The organism is Uliginosibacterium gangwonense DSM 18521, from assembly GCF_000373965.1.
GTDB lineage: Bacteria > Pseudomonadota > Gammaproteobacteria > Burkholderiales > Rhodocyclaceae > Uliginosibacterium > Uliginosibacterium gangwonense.
The window spans coordinates 23,949-41,864 of sequence record NZ_KB892837.1; the positions used below are offsets into that span (position 1 = coordinate 23,949).

Genomic DNA, 17,916 nt, shown 5'->3' on the forward strand with positions numbered 1-17,916 from the left:
CAACTGTTGTCTCCATCACCGCCCCAAAGCAAAAGCGGCAGAACTCCGAAGAATTCCACCGCCTCGCGTACCTGTTTGCACAGAGAAAAAACCACGAATCCGCAAAAGCAAAGTACAAGAACGCTCGTAATCCGTTTCCATAAAACCCCCATCAAGACTTAGGCTTGCTCTTAAAATTCCCCTTGGTCTCTACTGATCCATCCATGCTGATCCAGCCCACAGGCGGCAAAGTCTGTGTATCAGCGCTGACGACCTGCTGAGCCTGCTGTTGTGGTGGCTGTTGTGTCGCCTGTTCGCCGGGCGGCTTGGTCTGCCAATCCACGAAATAGCCATTCTTGACCACAGCCCTACAAAACGCGTCAGACGTCTCCAAACGTGTGCCTTGCTGTGTGTAGCAGGTGCAACGACTACTTGAGGCCACGCAGGCCGCAGGATACGACGCCGTAACAGGCTTGGTGACCTGATCGTATGCAGGTGCAGAGTATTGAAGGTTTTCAACTCGCGGTTTGTACTGTGCGACGTATTCGGCAGGTGTAAGAGCAGGTTGAGCGTCAGAACGTTGTTTGGCGCCCTGCTCCATCAAACCACGTTCCATAACAGAACCCCCCGGAGCAGGTACAGACTGTTCTTGCCCTGGCTTCTGGCCGGACCAGAGGATGTCGGCCTAGACGGGGTATGACTGGGATGCGGCTTCATCCCGGTCAGCCCCCAAGAGTCTCCAGTACAGCTTCCTGACTACGCTCGATACTGTTCAACTCAAGAGGCTGCTTCCGTGTCAGCAGTACGATCAGACTTGTTGGATTGCTTGTACTGTATTTAGTTACTCGTAAGCAATGCAATACTACATATAGTCACACGGGGGTTGCCCTGATAGGTTTTTATACCTATCATGTCTGCATCGACGGTTTACCCATCAAGGGAATTAAAAGGGAATTCGGTAAGGCACAAAAACGCCCGATCCGAAGCTGCCCCCGCAACTGAAGGCGATGAGTCGGACTCAATTAAGCCACTGGGCCAATGCCCTGGGAAGGCGGAGTTCCGATGACGATCCGCCAGCCAGGAGACCTGCCGTCGCAAGAACATGTTCCAGCCAGAGGCGGGGTGCCTCCAGCGGATTGCGGTGGGCTGGTCTTTCGTGCGAAAGCAGGCTTCCGTCAGCCTGCCGGTGTGTCTCTCCTCTACACAAAAACCAACGAGAGAGAACCATCATGCCAGTTGATAACCTTACTGCATCTGTACTGCCTGCCGCTTTTACGCAAACAACCGATCGGACGCAGTCCTTTGAGGTGATTCGCCGCAACGGCAGTGTCATGCGCTTCGATGCGGACAAAATCGCCACCGCGCTCGGCAAAGCCTTCCTCGCAGTAGAAGGCAGCCAAGGGGCTGTATACGCCCGCCAGCGCGATCTGATCGCCCGCTTGACCGAATCGGTCGTGCAGGCTTTCACACGGCGCCTTCCGAGTGGCGGCACGCTTCATATCGAGGATATTCAGGACCAGGTCGAGTTGGCCTTGATGCGCTCTGGCGAACACGATGTGGCCCGTGCCTACGTGCTGTACCGCGAACGCCGCGCTGCAGAACGTGCCGCCGCTGAAGCCCAGCAGGCAGAAATCGATGCACCTGTGCTGCATGTGACCGATGGCGATCGTCGCCTGCAACTGGATCGCGCAACACTGCTGGCCCAGTGCAGCGAGGCCTGCATCAACCTCACGGGGGTGTCTCCTGAGGCCGTGCTGGAACACGCCCTGCAAAACCTTTATGACGGCGTACCGATGGCCGCCGTGCGCCAATCGCTGGTGCTCTCCGCACGCACCCTGATCGAACGTGAGCCAGATTACAGCAAGGTCGCCGCGCGCCTGTTGCTGCGCAGCCTGCGCTTGGAAGTGCTGGGCGAAGAGTTGGACCAAGCTGACATGCCCACCCGTTACACCGAAGCCTTTCCGAAGCTGATCAAGCGCGGTGTAGGGGCAGAGTTGCTCGACGTGCGCATGCAGGAATACGACCTCGACAAACTGGCGCGTGCACTCACTGCCGAGCGTGATCTGCAATTCGATTATCTTGGCCTGCAAACGCTGTACGACCGCTACTTCCTGCATATTGACGAGACGCGTATCGAATTGCCGCAGACTTTCTTCATGCGTGTAGCGATGGGACTTGCCCTGAACGAGATCGACCGAGAGGAACGCGCCATCGAGTTCTATCACCTGCTCTCCAGCTTTGATTTTATGAGCAGCACGCCAACCCTGTTCAACAGCGGCACGCGTCACTCACAGCTCTCCTCCTGCTACCTCACCACGGTGCAAGACGATCTGGAAGGCATCTATCAGGCCGTTAAGGAAAATGCCCTGCTGCAAAAATATGCAGGCGGCCTGGGTAATGACTGGACTCCTGTGCGCTCGCTTGGCGCACGTATCAAGGGCACAAATGGTAAAAGCCAGGGGGTCATTCCCTTCCTGAAGGTGGTGAATGACACTGCCTTGGCCGTCAATCAGGGCGGCAAGCGCAAAGGCGCGGTGTGCGTCTATCTGGAAACCTGGCATCTCGACATTGAGGAGTTCCTGGAACTGCGCAAGAACACGGGGGATGAGCGCCGCCGCACCCACGACATGAACACTGCCAACTGGATTCCCGACCTGTTCATGCGTCGGGTGATGGAAGGTGGCGATTGGACACTGTTCTCGCCAAACGATACGCCTGATCTGCACGACAAATTCGGCCTCGCGTTCGAGACTGCCTATGTTGCTTACGAGGCCAAGGCTGATCGCGGCGAACTGAAGCTCTTCAAACGTGTCTCTGCCGTCCAGCTCTGGCGCAAGATGCTGACCATGTTATTTGAAACCGGCCACCCCTGGATCACCTTCAAGGATGCCTGCAATCTGCGCTCACCTCAGCAACATGTCGGCGTCGTACATAGTTCCAACCTGTGTACTGAGATCACCCTGAACACCTCTGAGCGTGAGACCGCTGTATGCAATCTCGGTTCGGTCAACCTGCTGGCACACCTTGTACTGCAAAACGATCAATGGGTTCTGGATCAGAGCAAGCTTAGCCGCACCGTGCGCACCGCCATGCGCATGCTGGACAATGTCATTGACATTAACTTCTACGCCACCCCCAAGGCGCGCACTTCCAATCTGCGTCACCGTCCGGTCGGCCTGGGCATCATGGGTTATGCCGATTGCCTGCACCGCATAGGCTTGGCTTTTGCGTCGCCCGAAGCAGTCGAGTTTGCGGACCGTTCAACAGAGACCGTCTGCTACCTGGCCTACTCCGCTTCCAGCGCATTGGCCGAAGAACGCGGCGTGTATTCCAGCTATCGTGGCAGCCTGTGGGATCAGGGCATTCTGCCACTGGACTCACTGCGCCGACTTGAGGAGGCACGAGGCGGTTATCTGGAAGTGGATCGCAGCAGTTCTCTGGACTGGGATGCCCTGCGGGACCGCATCCAAAAGTATGGCATGCGCAATTCCAACTGTGTGGCCATCGCTCCTACCGCCACCATCTCCAACATTATCGGGGTATCCGCCTGTATCGAACCTGATTATCAGAACCTTTATGTCAAATCCAATCTCTCGGGTGAGTTCACCATTGTGAATGCCGATCTGGTCCGCGACCTAAAGGCGTTGGGTCTGTGGGATGAAGTGATGATCGCTGACCTAAAATATTTCGACGGTTCGCTCGCACAGATCGACCGCATCCCCAGCGAGATCAAGGCGCGCTATGCCACATCGTTTGAAATTGATCCGGCATGGCTGATCGAAGCTGCTTCGAGGCGCCAGAAATGGATCGATCAAGCGCAATCGCTGAACCTTTTCCTAGCAGCCCCCTCGGGCAAAAAACTCGATGAGCTTTACAAGCTTGCCTGGATGCGTGGCCTGAAGACCACCTACTACCTGCGCACCCTTGGTGCAACCGCCATGGAAAAGACCAGTGTGCCCGTCGAGTCCGCATCCACGTTCTGCTCCATTGACAACCCCGATTGCGAATCCTGCCAGTGAGAGTACCCATGAACACCAAACTCAATTTCGACGACTGGGACAGCTCGATCTCACAACCCGCTGCTTCGGCCACTACCCACTCCCCCACTCAGAGCGTAGCGAATATTGGCACTTCACTGGCACCGATCAACGCCCAGGACAAACGCATTGTGAATGGTCAGGCTGACATCAACCAGCTTGCCCCCTTCAAGTACCCCTGGGCCTGGGAGTTTTTCCTCAATGCCAACAAGAACCATTGGACCCCACTGGAAGTCTCCATGGCGCAGGACGTGCATGACTATCAGCACAAGCTCACCAGCGCCGAGCGCCATGTGTTCGAAAACGTGCTGGCCTATCTGACAACCTCCGACATCCTCGCCATGCGCAACATCGGCTTGGCGGTGATGGAGAAGATGAGCGCCCCCGAACTACAAATCTACCAGGCCCGGCAGGTGTACGAAGAAGCACTGCACACCTGGACCTATCAGCACTGCATCGAAACCCTCGGAATCGACCAGCAGGAAATCTACAATCGCTATCGCGTTATACCCGCCCTCCACGGCAAGATCGCACTGGCAAATCGCCGACTGGAACGCGTCATGCGTTCTGACTTTGACCTGCGCGACCGCGACAACCTGCATGAATTTGCGCTGTCTTATCTTTTCTTTGCGGGTATCTTTGAAGGCTGCTGGTTCTACAATGGCTTCACGCCGATTTTCGCCCTGCAACGCCGTGGCCTGATGAAAGGTACAGCTGAGCAGCTGCAATACATCATGCGCGACGAAGTGTTGCACTGCGCCTTCGGCATTCGTGTGGTGCGCGAGTTGCTCAAGGAAGAAAACCTCACGCTCGATCCGGTGCAGGTCAAGCAACTATGGGAAGAAGCCGAGGCAGCCGAGTCGGCCTATGCCCAATACATTCTGCGCGAACCAATCCTGGGCTACAACGCCAACTTGCACTCGGCCCAATTTCGCTTTATTGCCAATCGCCGCGCACGTCAGCTTGGCCTCGCAGAACCCTTTCCCGGCGCCGAAAATCTGTTGCCTTGGCTGGATGAGCAAGCCAATATGCGTAAGGAAAAGAACTTCTTTGAAACGCGGGTCACGGAATATCAGTCAGGGGGAGGGTTGAGCTGGGACTGACGGCTAGTTGTTTATAAATGCGTTCCATAAGCCTGGGGCTCTCAACACCCCATGCCAGACTACAAAAACGGAGCCCTGCGCTCCGTTCGATTGTTCATCTTCGCCCTTCTTATGGTTCTATGTCAGCGGAAACGCCAATAGCTTCATAGTGTCTCACACCAGAATGATCGTATCGCTATAACGCCCCACATTGGCGTCATGGGTCAATAGGCGCATCGGCTCGACCAAGTACTGGGCGACAAGAAGACGGTCAAACGGGTCATTGTGATGGCGGGCCAACTGCTCTACTTAATTTCATGAGTCAAAATTTTGCGAACCGAGCGGATGGTTTGGTAGGTCATAGTTGAACTTGTGGCTAGATTGCTGTGATTATATACAGCAATCTAGCCACATCAAGGACTCTGCCATGCCGACCCCTAAAACTCCCCGTCACAGCACCACGCTTGAGATCGACCAGGTGCCCTACAAAATCTTCATGTTGATTGGTGGTTTTGTTGAAACAGACCTGCCCGTGGTAATCGCCATGTGTCACGACCCAAAGAACAACCGGGCGAATCTGCGCTTTGATGTGGATCCCGCTCGGGCTGAAGAACAACTTGGGGACTTGAGCGCGGAAGAGATCTTCGAACGCTGCCTCACACAGATGCACACCAGGAGATTGGTCCCGCACGCATACACCCTGGCAAACAAGTCTTACGTGGGAATGTTTGAGTAGAGTGCTGGTGGCACTGAAAGGTCCAGCCGTATTTGGGCGATTCGGTTCCATCTGCAGAGGGAGGGTCATGTACGCGACCTAGCCATGTTCAACTTGGCTATTGATAGCAAGGGTTGCGATCTGGTCAATCTGCGCGTTCGGGACATTACGCACGGACATCAAATTCTTATGCGGGCATCAGAACACGATCTGCCTCACTCACCACCAACTCCGCTTTCGGCCGCCCTTTGCTCATCAGGTGTCTCCTATCACAACGATACCTTATTCCAGAGCAATAATTATGCTAAAAAACAATGGGACAGAACACTAGTTTCGTTTGGTTATTGCACGCCATATTCCTTTAGCAGTCGCCTGAAGATACCCTTCTTTTTGAGTGTGGCCAATCCAGCATTGAAGTCATCTCGCCTCTTTTCCCAGTTCGGATTGGCATTTATCGTGATGCCAATGTACATGGGAGTTGTTTCGACGAGCGTCAGCCACTCAATGTCGTTTTCCTTACCATCCTGAGCGGCCAAATGTCGCCCAAGATTTTTGTCGATCAGCACGAGTTGGAGATGGCCCGAAAGCAATTTTTTGATATTCAGGCTATCTTGCGAAACCTCTTCGGTGAGTATCCCCGCTTTGGTAAAGCTCTCGGGGTTGGCGTAGCCACGTACAGTACCGACCATGATTCCCTGTTCTTTCAGGTCGAGGAGATCCTTGAAAACGAGGGGGTCGGTTTTTCGCTTGTAAAGCCCGATTTGATTGTCGGCGATCGGGTCGGTGAGCGCCAGCCAGCTCTCCCGCTCCTTGCTGAACCATACCGCTGCAATGGCGTCACACCTGCCACTCATTCCATACCGCAGTACACGGTTCCATGGGAGAAATTCAACTTTAACGTCATACCCCTCTTCCCGGAATGCAAGGACTGCCAGTTTGATAATGGGGCCGTAGTCCGCCATTTGTGAGCCGTAATATGGCTCGTAGTCGCTGGAGCAAAGGCGCAATTCCTCTGCGTGTAACGATGGCAGAAAAGAGCTCCATAGCATAACGACGAACATGCATGGCAAGCAGACTTTTTTTGAAGCCATCAGCGTCCCCGTAAGTAGGGTAGATCAGACAGAGGCGTTCACTTCTGTGCAAACTATAGGGGGCAAATATCTATTTCTGCAAGAAGATGTCCGTCCGCAGGAATTACTGGGCTATGCAGTGCCACTGATCCGTTGAGGGGGTAACGAGGTTGCTGCGGCCGTTTATTTAGGCCACTCAGGCCAGCCGACCTTTGTCCGAGTAGCATTCCGAGTTCCTGGCTCTGCCATGGTACGAAGCTATGGCCGGATTCATCTATGTTACAGGATGGCAAGTTTCGCTGTCCTCTATCCGCCAATCAACTACATCCCGTCCGAATGGGCATAGGACACCGCTTTTCTATGTGCGCCGTAGGCGTGGAACCATCCCATTCGAAAGAGGCCCGGCGTACGGATCATTGAGCCTTTGGTCAAAATCAACGCTGTTCTGCATAGTGTGATGCTTGAGACAAGATCGTGCGGGCAAGAGGTTTTCTTGCTCACTTGAGTGAGTTTTCAGCAGGTTCAATACATGGTACGCCCACTTATCTAGATGCTGACGCATCTAGCCTTAGCAGATCGCCCCAGGAAAAGTACGGAGTTTTCCCCATTTGTGCGAAAAGCCATCCATAAGTCTCAACCGCTAGACACAATTGATTCTCTGGCCGACGATCAGACTGGATCAAGGCATTGGAAGCTGCCAGATATTTTTTGCCAGATCAATTCCCATTCAGCTAACCTTCATCATAGGTTCTTTTTTTCCTAAGGTTGGCGGGGGGCTTCCCAGTCTGGCACGACGGCGCTGATTTGCAGAAGGGGCACATGGATCGTCGCGACAGAAACACCATGAAAGTCGTCTAAACATGATTATCGGCCACTTGCTTGAAGATGCCCAATCTTTGCTTGTTGAACTGTTCAACAACACGCTCATTGGTTTGTATCTCATCCAGGACGAGCGTTTCGTCTGGGTCAACCCACGAATGGCAGAGATATTCGGCTACGTGCAAGCAGATATATGCGGGATCCTTGGGCCTATCGATCTGGTGGCACCGGAAGATCGGCTCAGAGTACTAGACTCCATCCGCCGCCGGATGCGCGGCGAGAGAAAGGTTGAGTCCTACGAGTTTCGGGGCCTCCTTCAGAACGGTGGCCAAATTGATGTCGAAGTGTATGGAACCGCTATCCATTTCGGTGGACAACCCGCAACGATGGGGTTGCTACTTGATGTGACGGACAAAGTGGCGGCAAAACGCAAACTTTCGGAACAACTGCTCTTTGTCTCACAGCTTATCGACAATATCCCCAATCCGGTGTTCTACAAGGACGAAAGCGGCCTCTATCTGGGGTGCAACTCGGCATTCGAACGATATATCGGCTTATCGCGTGCGGATTTGATTGGGCGTAGCGTCTATGATATCTCCCCGAAAGATCTTGCCGACAAATACTATGCAGCCGACCGTGCACTACTTGATTCTCCAGGTACACAGGTCTATGAAGCGGCAGTTAAATATGCAGATGGCACACGCCATGATGTCATTTTCTACAAGGCCACTGTTCATAAGGCAGACAACAGCCTGTCAGGACTGGTCGGCATCATGCTTGACATCACCGAACGCAAGCAGGCTGAGTTGGCTCTACAACGCCTGAACCGTGAACTACGTGTCATCAGCGACTGCAATCACATGTTGGTACGCGCCCGCGACGAACATGCTCTGCTTGACGATATCTGTCGCATTATCTGTAACGATGCGGGCTACCGCATGGCCTGGGTGGGATACGTTGAAGACGGTGATGTGCGGACTCTGCATTCGGTGACGCATGCGGGAAGCGAACTGGGCTACCTAGAAGAAGCATTTAGCATATGGCTTCGCGAAGAAAGCTGCGGCTGGTCGCCGTATGATGCTGTTGTAACGGGTAGTGCTGCCGGAGTCCCAGATTTTGACTGCGATATTGTCGCAAAACCGTGGCGCAAAGTCGCACAACGTTGCGGCTATCGTTCCTCTATCTCGCTCCCCCTTTTCGATGCGGGTGGCCGTGTTTTTGGTGTGCTAAACATCTATGCAGAAAAAACAGAGGCCTTTACTGCCGACGAACAACGCCTGCTTGGTGAATTGGCTGGCAATCTCGCCTTTGGCATCGTTACTCTTCGGGCTCGCGAGGAGCATAGGAGAGCCGAGGAACAGATACAAATTGCTGCCACTGCATTTGAAGCGCAGGAAGGCATTATCATCACCGACGCAAATCAAATCATCTTGCGCGTCAACCGTGCTTTCTCGACGATCACCGGCTACGCCAGCAAGGATGTCGTTGGCAAAAGGCCCTATATGCTGCGTTCTGGTTATCACGATATGGCCTTTTACAACGCTATGTGGAACCAGATCAACATTGAAGGCTCTTGGCAGGGCGAGATTTTGAACCGTCGTAAAAATGGTGCCATTTACCCGGAATGGTTAAATATCTCTGCTGTAAAAAATGCAGAAGGGTGCGTCACCCATTATGTCGGAACCCTGATCGACATTACTGAACGCAAGGAGGCGGAGAAAAAGATTGAGCAACTGGCCTTTTACGATGCGCTGACCGGACTCCCCAACCGCCGACTGCTCATTGATCGCCTTCAAAAGGCGATGTCAGGAAGCGCTCGCAGCCAACATGCTGGGGCAGTGCTGTTTATTGATCTCGACAACTTCAAGATTATCAACGATACCTGCGGCCACGACATTGGTGACCAATTGTTGATAGAGACATCCTCCCGTCTCAAGAGCTGCATGCGTGAATACGATACCATTGCACGATTGGGCGGCGATGAGTTTGTAGTCATGCTAGAGGCGCTCAGTGAAAGCCTTCCAGAAGCTGCCGCAGATGCAAAGCTTGTCGCGACCAAGATCATCGATGCGTTGAACCTACCGTACATCATCGCGGATCGCACACATCACTGTACGCCAAGTATTGGTGCCACACTATTCGTCGGCCACCATATAGCCGCTGACGAACTATTGAAGCAGGCCGATATCGCGATGTACCAAGCCAAGTCAGCAGGTCGTAATTCCTTGCGCTTCTTTGACCCGGAAATGCAAGTGTTCATCGCTGTACGTGCCACGATGGAATTTGACCTACGGCAGGCGATAGCAAAAGGCCAATTTGTTTTGCACTACCAGCCTCAAGTTGATAGCTGCAACCGTGTGATTGGCGCTGAGGCACTCCTGCGTTGGCAACACCCCAATAAGGGCATGATCCCACCTGGCCGATTTATCGCACTGGCGGAAGACACTCGATTGATCCTACCCATCGGTCAATGGGTGATTGACGAAGCCTGTCAACAACTCGCCGCTTGGTCACGGGAACCCCGATTTGCGTCCTTGCAGCTGGCGATCAACGTCAGCGCACGCCAGTTTCGGCAAGCGGATTTCATTGATACAGTACGCGAATCGCTCCAACGGAGCGGCGCCCCGGCGACACAGCTCAAGCTTGAATTGACTGAAAGCCTCGTGCTCGACAATGTCAATGACACCATTACGAAGATGCAAACGCTCAAGGAGCTCGGTGTCGGTTTTTCAATGGACGATTTCGGCACGGGATATTCATCGCTATCCTACTTGACACACCTACCACTTGATCAGCTTAAGATCGACCAGTCCTTCGTTTGCGGCCTGCCTGACAACCTGAGTGGCGCCGTCGTTGTACAAGCAATCATTAATCTTGCTCGAAGCCTCGGTCTTGCTGTTATTGCTGAAGGTGTTGAGACCGAAGCGCAGCGACAATTTCTCGAGGCTAACGGCTGCCCCGTTTATCAGGGATTCCTATTCAGCCCGCCTGTACCATTATCTGCCTTCATTGACCTCGTTTGCTGAATGTACAAGGCCTTGAGTGCAACCCGATAAGCCCCCGTTGGTCTGCGAAGACGAGGCGACCAGCCAGCTTGGGCAAGCACGGCAAGTTGCGCCCCCAACCCAAGTACGTGTGCGGGCTCTATGCCGTTGGGGTTGTATGCAATACTGTACCCCAAATCCCCTTATCTGTTGATGTGCGAACAGTCGGGCTCAGAATGCCCGTCAAATTGGCAAAGTCTACAGCCTGAAACTGGCTCTGCAAGCCTACTACCCGCGTGGTGGAGTAGCCTCGGTCACGTTGCCCATCTGCCCCTCATGACGTGTCCGCTATTACCTCGAAAGCGTCGGTTTGCACCTCTTCATCGAATCAGACCAGCCGAGCGTCTGCATTGTCGGCAGTGTGATCGTTAGCATTGATCAGCTCAAGAAATAGAACGACAGATTGCGTGGATATCCCTTTCAGCATCTACGCAAATGTGCTACCAAGAAAGGAGATGCATCGCGCCAGGAAACGCCATGGGCAGCCATTATTACCAACGCAAGATTCATATATGCCCATTCCGGTTGTTTGTTCTGGCGTGGATGGCTATCTTGACGGCCACATCAACCTTCGCGGCGGAGCGCGCAGCGGCCATCTTGGTCTATCATCGTTTTGGCGCTAGCGTTGCAGATAGCATGACTACGCGCAACACAGTCTTCGAAGCGCAGATAGCGCGCCTTCGTCAGGATGGTTACACCATGGTGTCACTTACCCATGCGGTCGCCGGACTTGATGGCAAACTTGAGCTTGCACCAAAAACAGTGGCGATTACGGTTGATGATGGTCACCGTAGCGTCTACACAGATCTTCTTCCCATCATCCGCCGCGAGCATCTACCGGTGGCACTGTTCATCTACCCTTCTGCGATCTCCAACGCCAGTTACGCCATGACATGGCAACAGTTAGCCGAGATCGTTGGTACTGGGTTGGTTGAGGTGCATTCCCACACTTACTGGCATCCGAACTTCCGGGACGAAAAGCGGCGCTTGGCACCGGATCGCTACCGCGAGTTTGTGCGCGACCAGATGGAAAAACCGCGCCGTGTTTTAAAGGCCAAATTGGGTGTGGATGCACCATTTCTAGCTTGGCCCTTCGGTATTCACGACACAGAGCTGGAAGCGGCTGCCGCAGCCGCCGGGTATCGTGCAGCATTTATGCTTGGCGAACGCGAAGCGACAAGTGCCGATTCCTTGTTGGCGCTTCCACGTTACTTGATCGTTGATTCTTACGGTGTCGCTGGCCTGACGCGCCTGCTGCATGACGACCAGCATCGTGCAAAGGTGATACAGCCATGAAAAGCACACTACTTGTGTTTTTTATGCTTATAGCATTGACATCCCCGTTAGCTCATGCATTGCGTGGTCAGGTTGTCGATGATGCAAATGGTCGCCCGCTGGCAGGCGCTGTGGTGGTACGTGGTACGGAAGTGGTGACAACCAATCAAGAGGGGGCTTATAACTTTGTTGGCAATGGCGGTACGATTGCGGCACGCGCCATTGGTTATCGCCGCGCTATGCTGACGCTTGCAAATAGTGCAACTGAGGCACCGCCGCTACGTTTGATGGCTTTTCGTCCAAAGGCACTCTATTTGACGTTTTGGGGCATCGGCGACCGTCATATCCGCGGTGCGGCTCTGGATATCGCTCGCAGTACGGAAATTAATGCACTCGTCATCGACGTTAAAGGAGACCGTGGGTGGATTCCCTATCCAAGCCATGTGAAGCTCGCTGAAACCATTGGCGCACGCGGAACTACAACTGTAAAGGATATGCCCGCACTGATAGCACAGCTCAAAGCACTTGGCCTATATTTGATTGCGCGTGTTGTCGTCTTCAAGGATGATCCACTCGCCAGCGCGCATCCGGAATGGGCGGTGAAAACCGCACACGGCACACCTTATCGCGACCGAGAGGGCCTGGGGTGGACTGACGCCGGGCGGCCAGAAGTCTGGGCCTACAATCTGGACATTGCCGAAGAAGCCGCACAACTCGGCTTCGACGAGATCCAGTTCGACTACTTACGCTTTCCCGATGCAGTCGGCCTCACTTTCGCTGAGCCGAATACCGAGGAAAAACGGGTCGCCGCCATCTCCGGGTTTCTTGCTGCAGCAAGGAAACGTTTGGCACCTTACAACGTCTTTATTGCTGGCGACATCTTCGGGTATGTGCTCTGGAATGAGAATGACACATATATCGGCCAAAAACTCGAAGCGCTGGAAACCTCTCTCGACTATATATCGCCCATGCTCTATCCAACGGGTTTTCATCTGGGCATTCCCGGCTACGTTGATCCAGTCGCTCATCCACGCGAAATCGTGCAACTGACGCTGGAACATGCTATTCACCGCACACACCTGTCGCCTCTGCGCTTTCGCCCTTGGCTGCAGTCGTTTCGTGATTATGCGTTTGACAGGCGAAACTTTGGTGGCCCCGAAATACGCTTACAGATCGATGGCGCTGAAAAAGTTGGGACTGACGGGTGGATGTTCTGGAATCCACACAACACTTACACCAGTGACGGATTGAAAAAGAAATGAACGCATTTTTGTCACTACGCCTGATTCTGCCGTTACTTGTCTTGGTACTGCCCTTACCTGGGCTTGCGCAGACACAGCTCGATGCGCAGGCACTTGCGCCACTTGAGCGCATCGCCGAAACAGAGATTGCCTCTGGTCATGTACCAGGTGCTGTCGTACTTGTAGGCCAAGGCACGCAAGTGATCTATCTGCGAGCCTTCGGTTACCGTGCTGTGCATCCGATAGAGGATGCCATGACAACGGATACCGTGTTTGACCTCGCCTCGCTCACCAAGGTTGTAGCCACCACGCCCTCTATCTTGCGCCTCGTAGAACGTGGAACTCTTTCGCTCGATACACCGGTTGCCCACTACTGGCCGAAGTTCGCGCAGCACGGCAAGGGCGCGATCACTGTACGCCAGCTGCTTTCCCATACCTCGGGTTTACCGGCGGGTATTGACGTTGGCCAGATCCGTAAGCATCAGGACGTGTTAAACAGGCTTGCTGCGGTCAAACCTGTGGTCCGGGCCGGCGGCGATCCGCTCTACAGCGATGTGAACTTTGCCGTCTTAGGGGAACTTGTGCACCGTGTTTCAAACCAGCCCCTCAACACATTCGCCGCGCGTTACATCTTTGAGCCTCTGGGGATGGCCGATACAGGTTTCTTGCCAAACGAAGCAAAACACATGCGCATTGCGCCAACCAACCCCGACGGCAGTGAATGGCGGCGTGGCAAAGTGCACGATCCGCTGGCTTCAAGCCTTGGTGGGGTGTCTGGCAATGCGGGGCTGTTTGCGACTGCGACGGATTTATCACGATTTGCGCAGGCGCTGCTCGCGGGCGGAGAAGGCATATTGCAACCCACTACGGTTATGGCTATGTTCTCTCCGCAAACGCATCTGGCTGCATCCCCGCTCGGCTTGGGTTGGCGCATCAATGCCCCCCTTGCGAGCAACCGGGCTGCGTTGCCACCGTATGGTGCCGCTAGCCATTTGGGTTACACAGGAACAGGGTTATGGATAGATCCCGTTACGGGCACCTATGTCGTCATCCTGACCAACCGCGTACATTTTGATCATGGGGATGCCGCGCCCTTGCGCGCCAAGATCATTGATGCCGTGGCCGAGGCAATCGGGCGGCTAGCGCCCGAACAAATTGTCGAACGCCGACCGGAACTTTCCGCCCGCCTTACGCCATACATCCCGAAAACCGTAGCACAACCTGTTTGGGCAGGGATCGATGTGCTAGAGGCACAAACCTTCGCATCACTCGATGGCATGCGGATCGCATTATTGACAAATCGGAGTGGCGTAGATGCAGCCGGTCGGCGCAGCATTGATGTTCTGTTTCACGCACAAAATCTGCAACTCAAGGCTATCTGGAGTCCTGAACACGGCTTGGGTGCGAACCACGAAGGGCGGATAGCCAATGACACAGACGCTTTAACTGGCCTACCGGTATATAGCCTTTATAGCAAAACTCGCCAGCCTACCGAGGAAATGCTGGCGGGCCTTGATGCCGTGGTTGTCGATCTCCAGGATGTTGGGGCACGTTTTTACACCTATGCCAGCACGCTTGCCCTTGTCATGGAAGCTGCTTCAAAACACAGCCTGAAGGTTGTTGTACTTGATCGGCCCAACCCCTTGAATGGCACCACAGTACAAGGACCGCTCCTAGACCTAGAGCTACGTTCTTTCACTGGATACTGGCCACTACCGGTACGCCATGGCCTCACTTTAGGTGAGTTCGCACGCTTGTTTCAAGGCGAGGCCAGCTTGGCGCTCGATTTGACCGTAGTCCCCATGCAGAAATATCGACGCGACATGTGGTACGACGAAACGGGTCTGCCTTGGTTGCCACCTTCACCCAACTTGACGAGTTTGACTGCTACCATCTTGTATCCGGGGGTAGGCATGATTGAGGGCGGCGAAATTTCGGTAGGGCGCGGCACAGATCACCCCTTTGAACTTGTCGGCGCCCCCTGGATTAATGGCCCTCAATTCGCCGCCGAACTGGAACGGCTCGCACTTCCAGGGGTACGCTTTGCGGTTGTCGAGTTTGAGCCCGTCGTCAGCCCCTATGCTGGGAAACGCTGCTATGGCGTACAACTCCAAGTGAGCGACCGCGATACACTGGATACTCCGGCGCTGAGCCTAGCCCTGGCAACAACCTTGCACCACTTGTACCCCCAACATTTCTTGCTTGCAAATACCCTCGGGAGTATTGGCAATCGTGCCACTCTAGATGCCATGCGTGCTAACGTATCGGTTCGTGAAATTGTGGACGACTGGCATCGCTCCATAGACGCATTCGTCACACGCCGAGCACCCTATTTACTCTACGACTGAAAAGAAATCGGAGACAAGGCCGCAACCCAAATAGATGAGTTAATATCATTTGGTTACGCGTTAAGCATTTCATCGATTCCCTGTGAGATCCGATCTGCCTTAGGAGCGGACGCAGATCTATGCCTAAGACATTAAATTCCATGAAGCTTAGGTGCGAGACTTTACTGGAGCCCAAGAATAGTGCTATTTGGTTGCCGTTAATTAGAAGATCGAACGACATATATTGTCGAGTTCCCGCAACGCCTTTTTCGTCTGGTTCTGCCGGAGGTAGCTGCTCAACTTGCGAACAATCGTTGCCTGTGACGTGTCCTTCTGCGCCAAGGATGCCATGACGCGTTGAATGTTCGGCCACTCGATGGCGATGATCTCCTCATTGACCTTGCGTGCAGGCTTGATCAGAAAATCGTTCGAGTAATGGTTTGGGTGCTCGAAGCCAATCAGCTTCTCTGTCTTCTTGTGAAGATCCTTGTAGCGTGGCGCGAATCCGTAGCCGAACGTGTGGAGAATCCAGAAGTTTACTTGGTTCGTACCATGCATATCCGTTGAGTGGCGATTGGGTTTGATGTCCGACGTGTTGTTGTACAGCAGGTCGAACACGAAATAGCTCTCGTGCTCGTGGGTACCAATAATCTTGGCGTTGATCGGCACATTATTGGCGACCAGGGTACACGCGCTGACGCCTTTCTCTAACCCGAAGTACTTTGGCGAATGTCGTGCGTTAAATGTGTCAATCTGGGTTTCGAATCGCTGACCATCGCTGCTGGGGTGGATCTCGTCGTGGATGTCGTATAAGTGAAAGGCCGATAGTGCAGCAATGGCGTTGGTAATTGCGTCGTTGGCCGCGCGCAGGGTTTCCGGCCGCAAATAGTTCCGTGCGGTCAGCGACAGTGCCGTATAGCTCATGCCGGACACCTCGGCCATCTTCCACAGCCCCATATTTGTGCCAAAGGCGACCACACATGCCAGCAACTCGCGTGGGTCTGGCTCCGTTTTCACATGTCGTTCGAGTACATGCGTAAATGTATCAAGGAAACTTGTCCGGCCACCAACAAAACGCAACAGATCCGCAATGTTGATGCCCGGCAACCGACTGTAGAAAGGGGGGGTGACCGGCTCTTCTGCTGTCGGGTAGACCAGGGTCCAGCGGCGCTTCTCTCCGCGCCCTTTGACTTTGATGTGCTCATTGGCCGCATCGATTACGTGGCACCGAACCACTAGGGGCTGCCCGCAGGTAGGGAGATGGCCATGCCGCAGCCTGCCCTAGTGCTTGTGCAGCATGCAGGGGCCAGTAGGGATCACGCAAAATCTCTCGCCCTACCAGAACCAGATCTGCCTGTTGGGTACGAATGATGTGGTCGGCTTGGGCCGCTGCGGTGATCAGGCCAACCGCTCCTGTCGCTATTCCGGCCTCATTACGCACCCGGTTGGCAAAGCCTGTTTGATACCCCGGGCCTAACACCATGTTGGCGTTTGGCAGCAAACCACCGGATGATGTGTCGATGAGATCAACGCCCTCGCCGCGCAGAATTTTTGCCAAGGCAATGGTTTCCTCCAGACTCCAGCCGCCTTCCACCCAATCTGTGGCAGACAAGCGCACAAACAGCGGCAAATCCTGTGGCCAGACCTGGCGTACTGCGGCAACCACTTCACGTGTGAGGCGGGTGCGGTTTTCAAAACTTCCGCCATAGGCATCAGTACGTTGATTACTCAGGGGCGATAGGAATTGGTGCAGCAAGTAACCATGAGCGGCATGAACTTCCATCAAGCGGTAGCCCGCTGTCAACGCTCGCTGTGCAGAGGCAGAAAAATCCGCAATCACTTGCTGGATTCCTGTTTCGTCCAATGCGCTCGGCGTATCGTAACCGGGGCCGAATGACAAGGCAGACGGCCCTACCACCGGCCAGCCCCCTTGATCTATGGGGATACTGCCGCTCCCGTTTCCGGGCACCCAGGTGGCTCCTTTACGTCCAGCATGGGCAAGCTGAACTCCAGCGACCGAGCCTTGCTGGTGAATGAAGCGCACCACTCGCGCAATCGGCGTAATCTGTTCATCTGACCATAATCCCAGGTCATTAGGGCTGATGCGGCCAATAGGCGTCACTGCAGTGGCTTCGGTGATGATCAGCCCTGCCCCACCCGAGGCGCGGGAACCCAGATGCGCCAGGTGCCAATCGTTGGCCATGCCGTCTTCTGCCGAATAGGTGCACATAGGCGGCACGGCAATGCGGTTGGGGAAGGTGATCCCCCGCAAGGTGTAAGGTGAAAAGAGATGGCTCATGCGCATGCTCCCAAAGGACAAAGAGGTA

Annotated in this window: 12 protein-coding genes and 1 riboswitch; of the genes, 7 read left to right on the forward strand and 5 right to left on the reverse strand. The window is 54.2% G+C overall.

Going from position 1 to position 17,916, the window contains the following annotated elements; all coding sequences use genetic code 11:
• Window positions 1-151: 151 nt before the first annotated feature.
• A complete protein-coding gene (locus B145_RS0106665; protein WP_157288303.1) occupies window positions 152-595 on the reverse strand; it encodes a hypothetical protein in 444 nt (147 codons plus the stop codon).
• 290 nt (window positions 596-885) lie between these two features.
• Window positions 886-1,087: riboswitch (cobalamin riboswitch) on the forward strand.
• 121 nt (window positions 1,088-1,208) lie between these two features.
• On the opposite strand from B145_RS0106665, the gene B145_RS24650 reads away from it, so the two are divergent.
• Window positions 1,209-3,998: a ribonucleoside-diphosphate reductase subunit alpha gene (locus B145_RS24650; protein ID WP_018606086.1), complete on the forward strand. Its 2,790-nt coding sequence runs from the start codon at window positions 1,209-1,211 to the stop codon at window positions 3,996-3,998.
• Window positions 3,999-4,006: 8 nt separating this feature from the next.
• A complete protein-coding gene (locus B145_RS0106675) occupies window positions 4,007-5,119 on the forward strand; it encodes a ribonucleotide-diphosphate reductase subunit beta (RefSeq protein ID WP_018606087.1) in 1,113 nt (370 codons plus the stop codon).
• A gap of 153 nt (window positions 5,120-5,272) precedes the next feature.
• On the opposite strand, the gene B145_RS0106680 is transcribed toward B145_RS0106675, so the two are convergent.
• The gene (locus B145_RS0106680; RefSeq protein ID WP_018606089.1) at window positions 5,273-5,398 is read right to left on the reverse strand and encodes a PIN domain-containing protein; all 126 of its coding nucleotides are present in this window, start codon (window positions 5,396-5,398) and stop codon (window positions 5,273-5,275) included.
• A gap of 127 nt (window positions 5,399-5,525) precedes the next feature.
• Between B145_RS0106680 and B145_RS0106685 the strand changes: the two genes are divergently transcribed.
• Complete coding sequence (locus tag B145_RS0106685; RefSeq protein WP_018606091.1) at window positions 5,526-5,834, forward strand: hypothetical protein; 309 nt, start codon at window positions 5,526-5,528, stop codon at window positions 5,832-5,834.
• A 320-nt stretch (window positions 5,835-6,154) separates the two neighbouring features.
• On the opposite strand, the gene B145_RS27295 is transcribed toward B145_RS0106685, so the two are convergent.
• On the reverse strand, window positions 6,155-6,904 hold the full coding sequence (locus B145_RS27295; protein WP_083917648.1) for a substrate-binding periplasmic protein: 750 nt from the start codon (window positions 6,902-6,904) through the stop codon (window positions 6,155-6,157).
• 839 nt (window positions 6,905-7,743) lie between these two features.
• Here B145_RS27295 and B145_RS27300 point away from each other — a divergent pair.
• The 4 genes from B145_RS27300 (at window position 7,744) to B145_RS0106715 (ending at window position 15,610) form a co-directional block, all read left to right on the forward strand.
• Window positions 7,744-10,728: an EAL domain-containing protein gene (locus tag B145_RS27300; protein WP_018606097.1), complete on the forward strand. Its 2,985-nt coding sequence runs from the start codon at window positions 7,744-7,746 to the stop codon at window positions 10,726-10,728.
• Window positions 10,729-11,289: 561 nt separating this feature from the next.
• Window positions 11,290-12,042 (forward strand): polysaccharide deacetylase family protein, encoded by a 753-nt coding sequence (locus tag B145_RS0106705; RefSeq protein WP_425425557.1) that lies wholly within the window; start codon window positions 11,290-11,292, stop codon window positions 12,040-12,042.
• Window positions 12,039-13,283, forward strand: a complete 1,245-nt coding sequence (locus B145_RS0106710; protein WP_026258895.1) for a putative glycoside hydrolase — start codon at window positions 12,039-12,041, stop codon at window positions 13,281-13,283. The genes B145_RS0106705 and B145_RS0106710 overlap by 4 nt, the downstream gene beginning before the upstream one ends.
• Window positions 13,280-15,610, forward strand: a complete 2,331-nt coding sequence (locus B145_RS0106715; RefSeq protein ID WP_018606100.1) for an exo-beta-N-acetylmuramidase NamZ domain-containing protein — start codon at window positions 13,280-13,282, stop codon at window positions 15,608-15,610. Before B145_RS0106710 ends, B145_RS0106715 begins: the two co-directional genes overlap by 4 nt.
• Window positions 15,611-15,811: 201 nt before the next feature.
• Here the strand turns inward: B145_RS0106715 and B145_RS0106720 are convergent, their stop codons facing one another.
• Together B145_RS0106720 and B145_RS0106725 are read right to left on the reverse strand one after the other, a co-directional pair.
• On the reverse strand, window positions 15,812-16,825 hold the full coding sequence (locus B145_RS0106720) for a Tn3 family transposase (RefSeq protein ID WP_018606101.1): 1,014 nt from the start codon (window positions 16,823-16,825) through the stop codon (window positions 15,812-15,814).
• Window positions 16,791-17,888, reverse strand: a complete 1,098-nt coding sequence (locus B145_RS0106725; protein WP_018606102.1) for an NADH:flavin oxidoreductase/NADH oxidase — start codon at window positions 17,886-17,888, stop codon at window positions 16,791-16,793. Before B145_RS0106725 ends, B145_RS0106720 begins: the two co-directional genes overlap by 35 nt.
• Window positions 17,889-17,916: the final 28 nt, after the last annotated feature.

Excerpts from the sequence above, each read along its gene's own strand:
- B145_RS0106715 (WP_018606100.1), top strand. The coding sequence starts at position 13,280 with ATGAACGCATTTTTGTCACTACGCCTGATTCTGCCGTTACTTGTCTTG.
- B145_RS0106685 (WP_018606091.1), top strand. The coding sequence starts at position 5,526 with ATGCCGACCCCTAAAACTCCCCGTCACAGCACCACGCTTGAGATCGAC.
- B145_RS0106665 (WP_157288303.1), bottom strand. The coding sequence starts at position 595 with ATGGAACGTGGTTTGATGGAGCAGGGCGCCAAACAACGTTCTGACGCT.
- B145_RS27295 (WP_083917648.1), bottom strand. The coding sequence starts at position 6,904 with ATGGCTTCAAAAAAAGTCTGCTTGCCATGCATGTTCGTCGTTATGCTA.
- B145_RS24650 (WP_018606086.1), top strand. The coding sequence starts at position 1,209 with ATGCCAGTTGATAACCTTACTGCATCTGTACTGCCTGCCGCTTTTACG.
- B145_RS0106675 (WP_018606087.1), top strand. The coding sequence starts at position 4,007 with ATGAACACCAAACTCAATTTCGACGACTGGGACAGCTCGATCTCACAA.
- B145_RS0106710 (WP_026258895.1), top strand. The coding sequence starts at position 12,039 with ATGAAAAGCACACTACTTGTGTTTTTTATGCTTATAGCATTGACATCC.
- B145_RS0106725 (WP_018606102.1), bottom strand. The coding sequence starts at position 17,888 with ATGAGCCATCTCTTTTCACCTTACACCTTGCGGGGGATCACCTTCCCC.
- B145_RS0106705 (WP_425425557.1), top strand. The coding sequence starts at position 11,290 with ATGGCTATCTTGACGGCCACATCAACCTTCGCGGCGGAGCGCGCAGCG.
- B145_RS27300 (WP_018606097.1), top strand. The coding sequence starts at position 7,744 with ATGATTATCGGCCACTTGCTTGAAGATGCCCAATCTTTGCTTGTTGAA.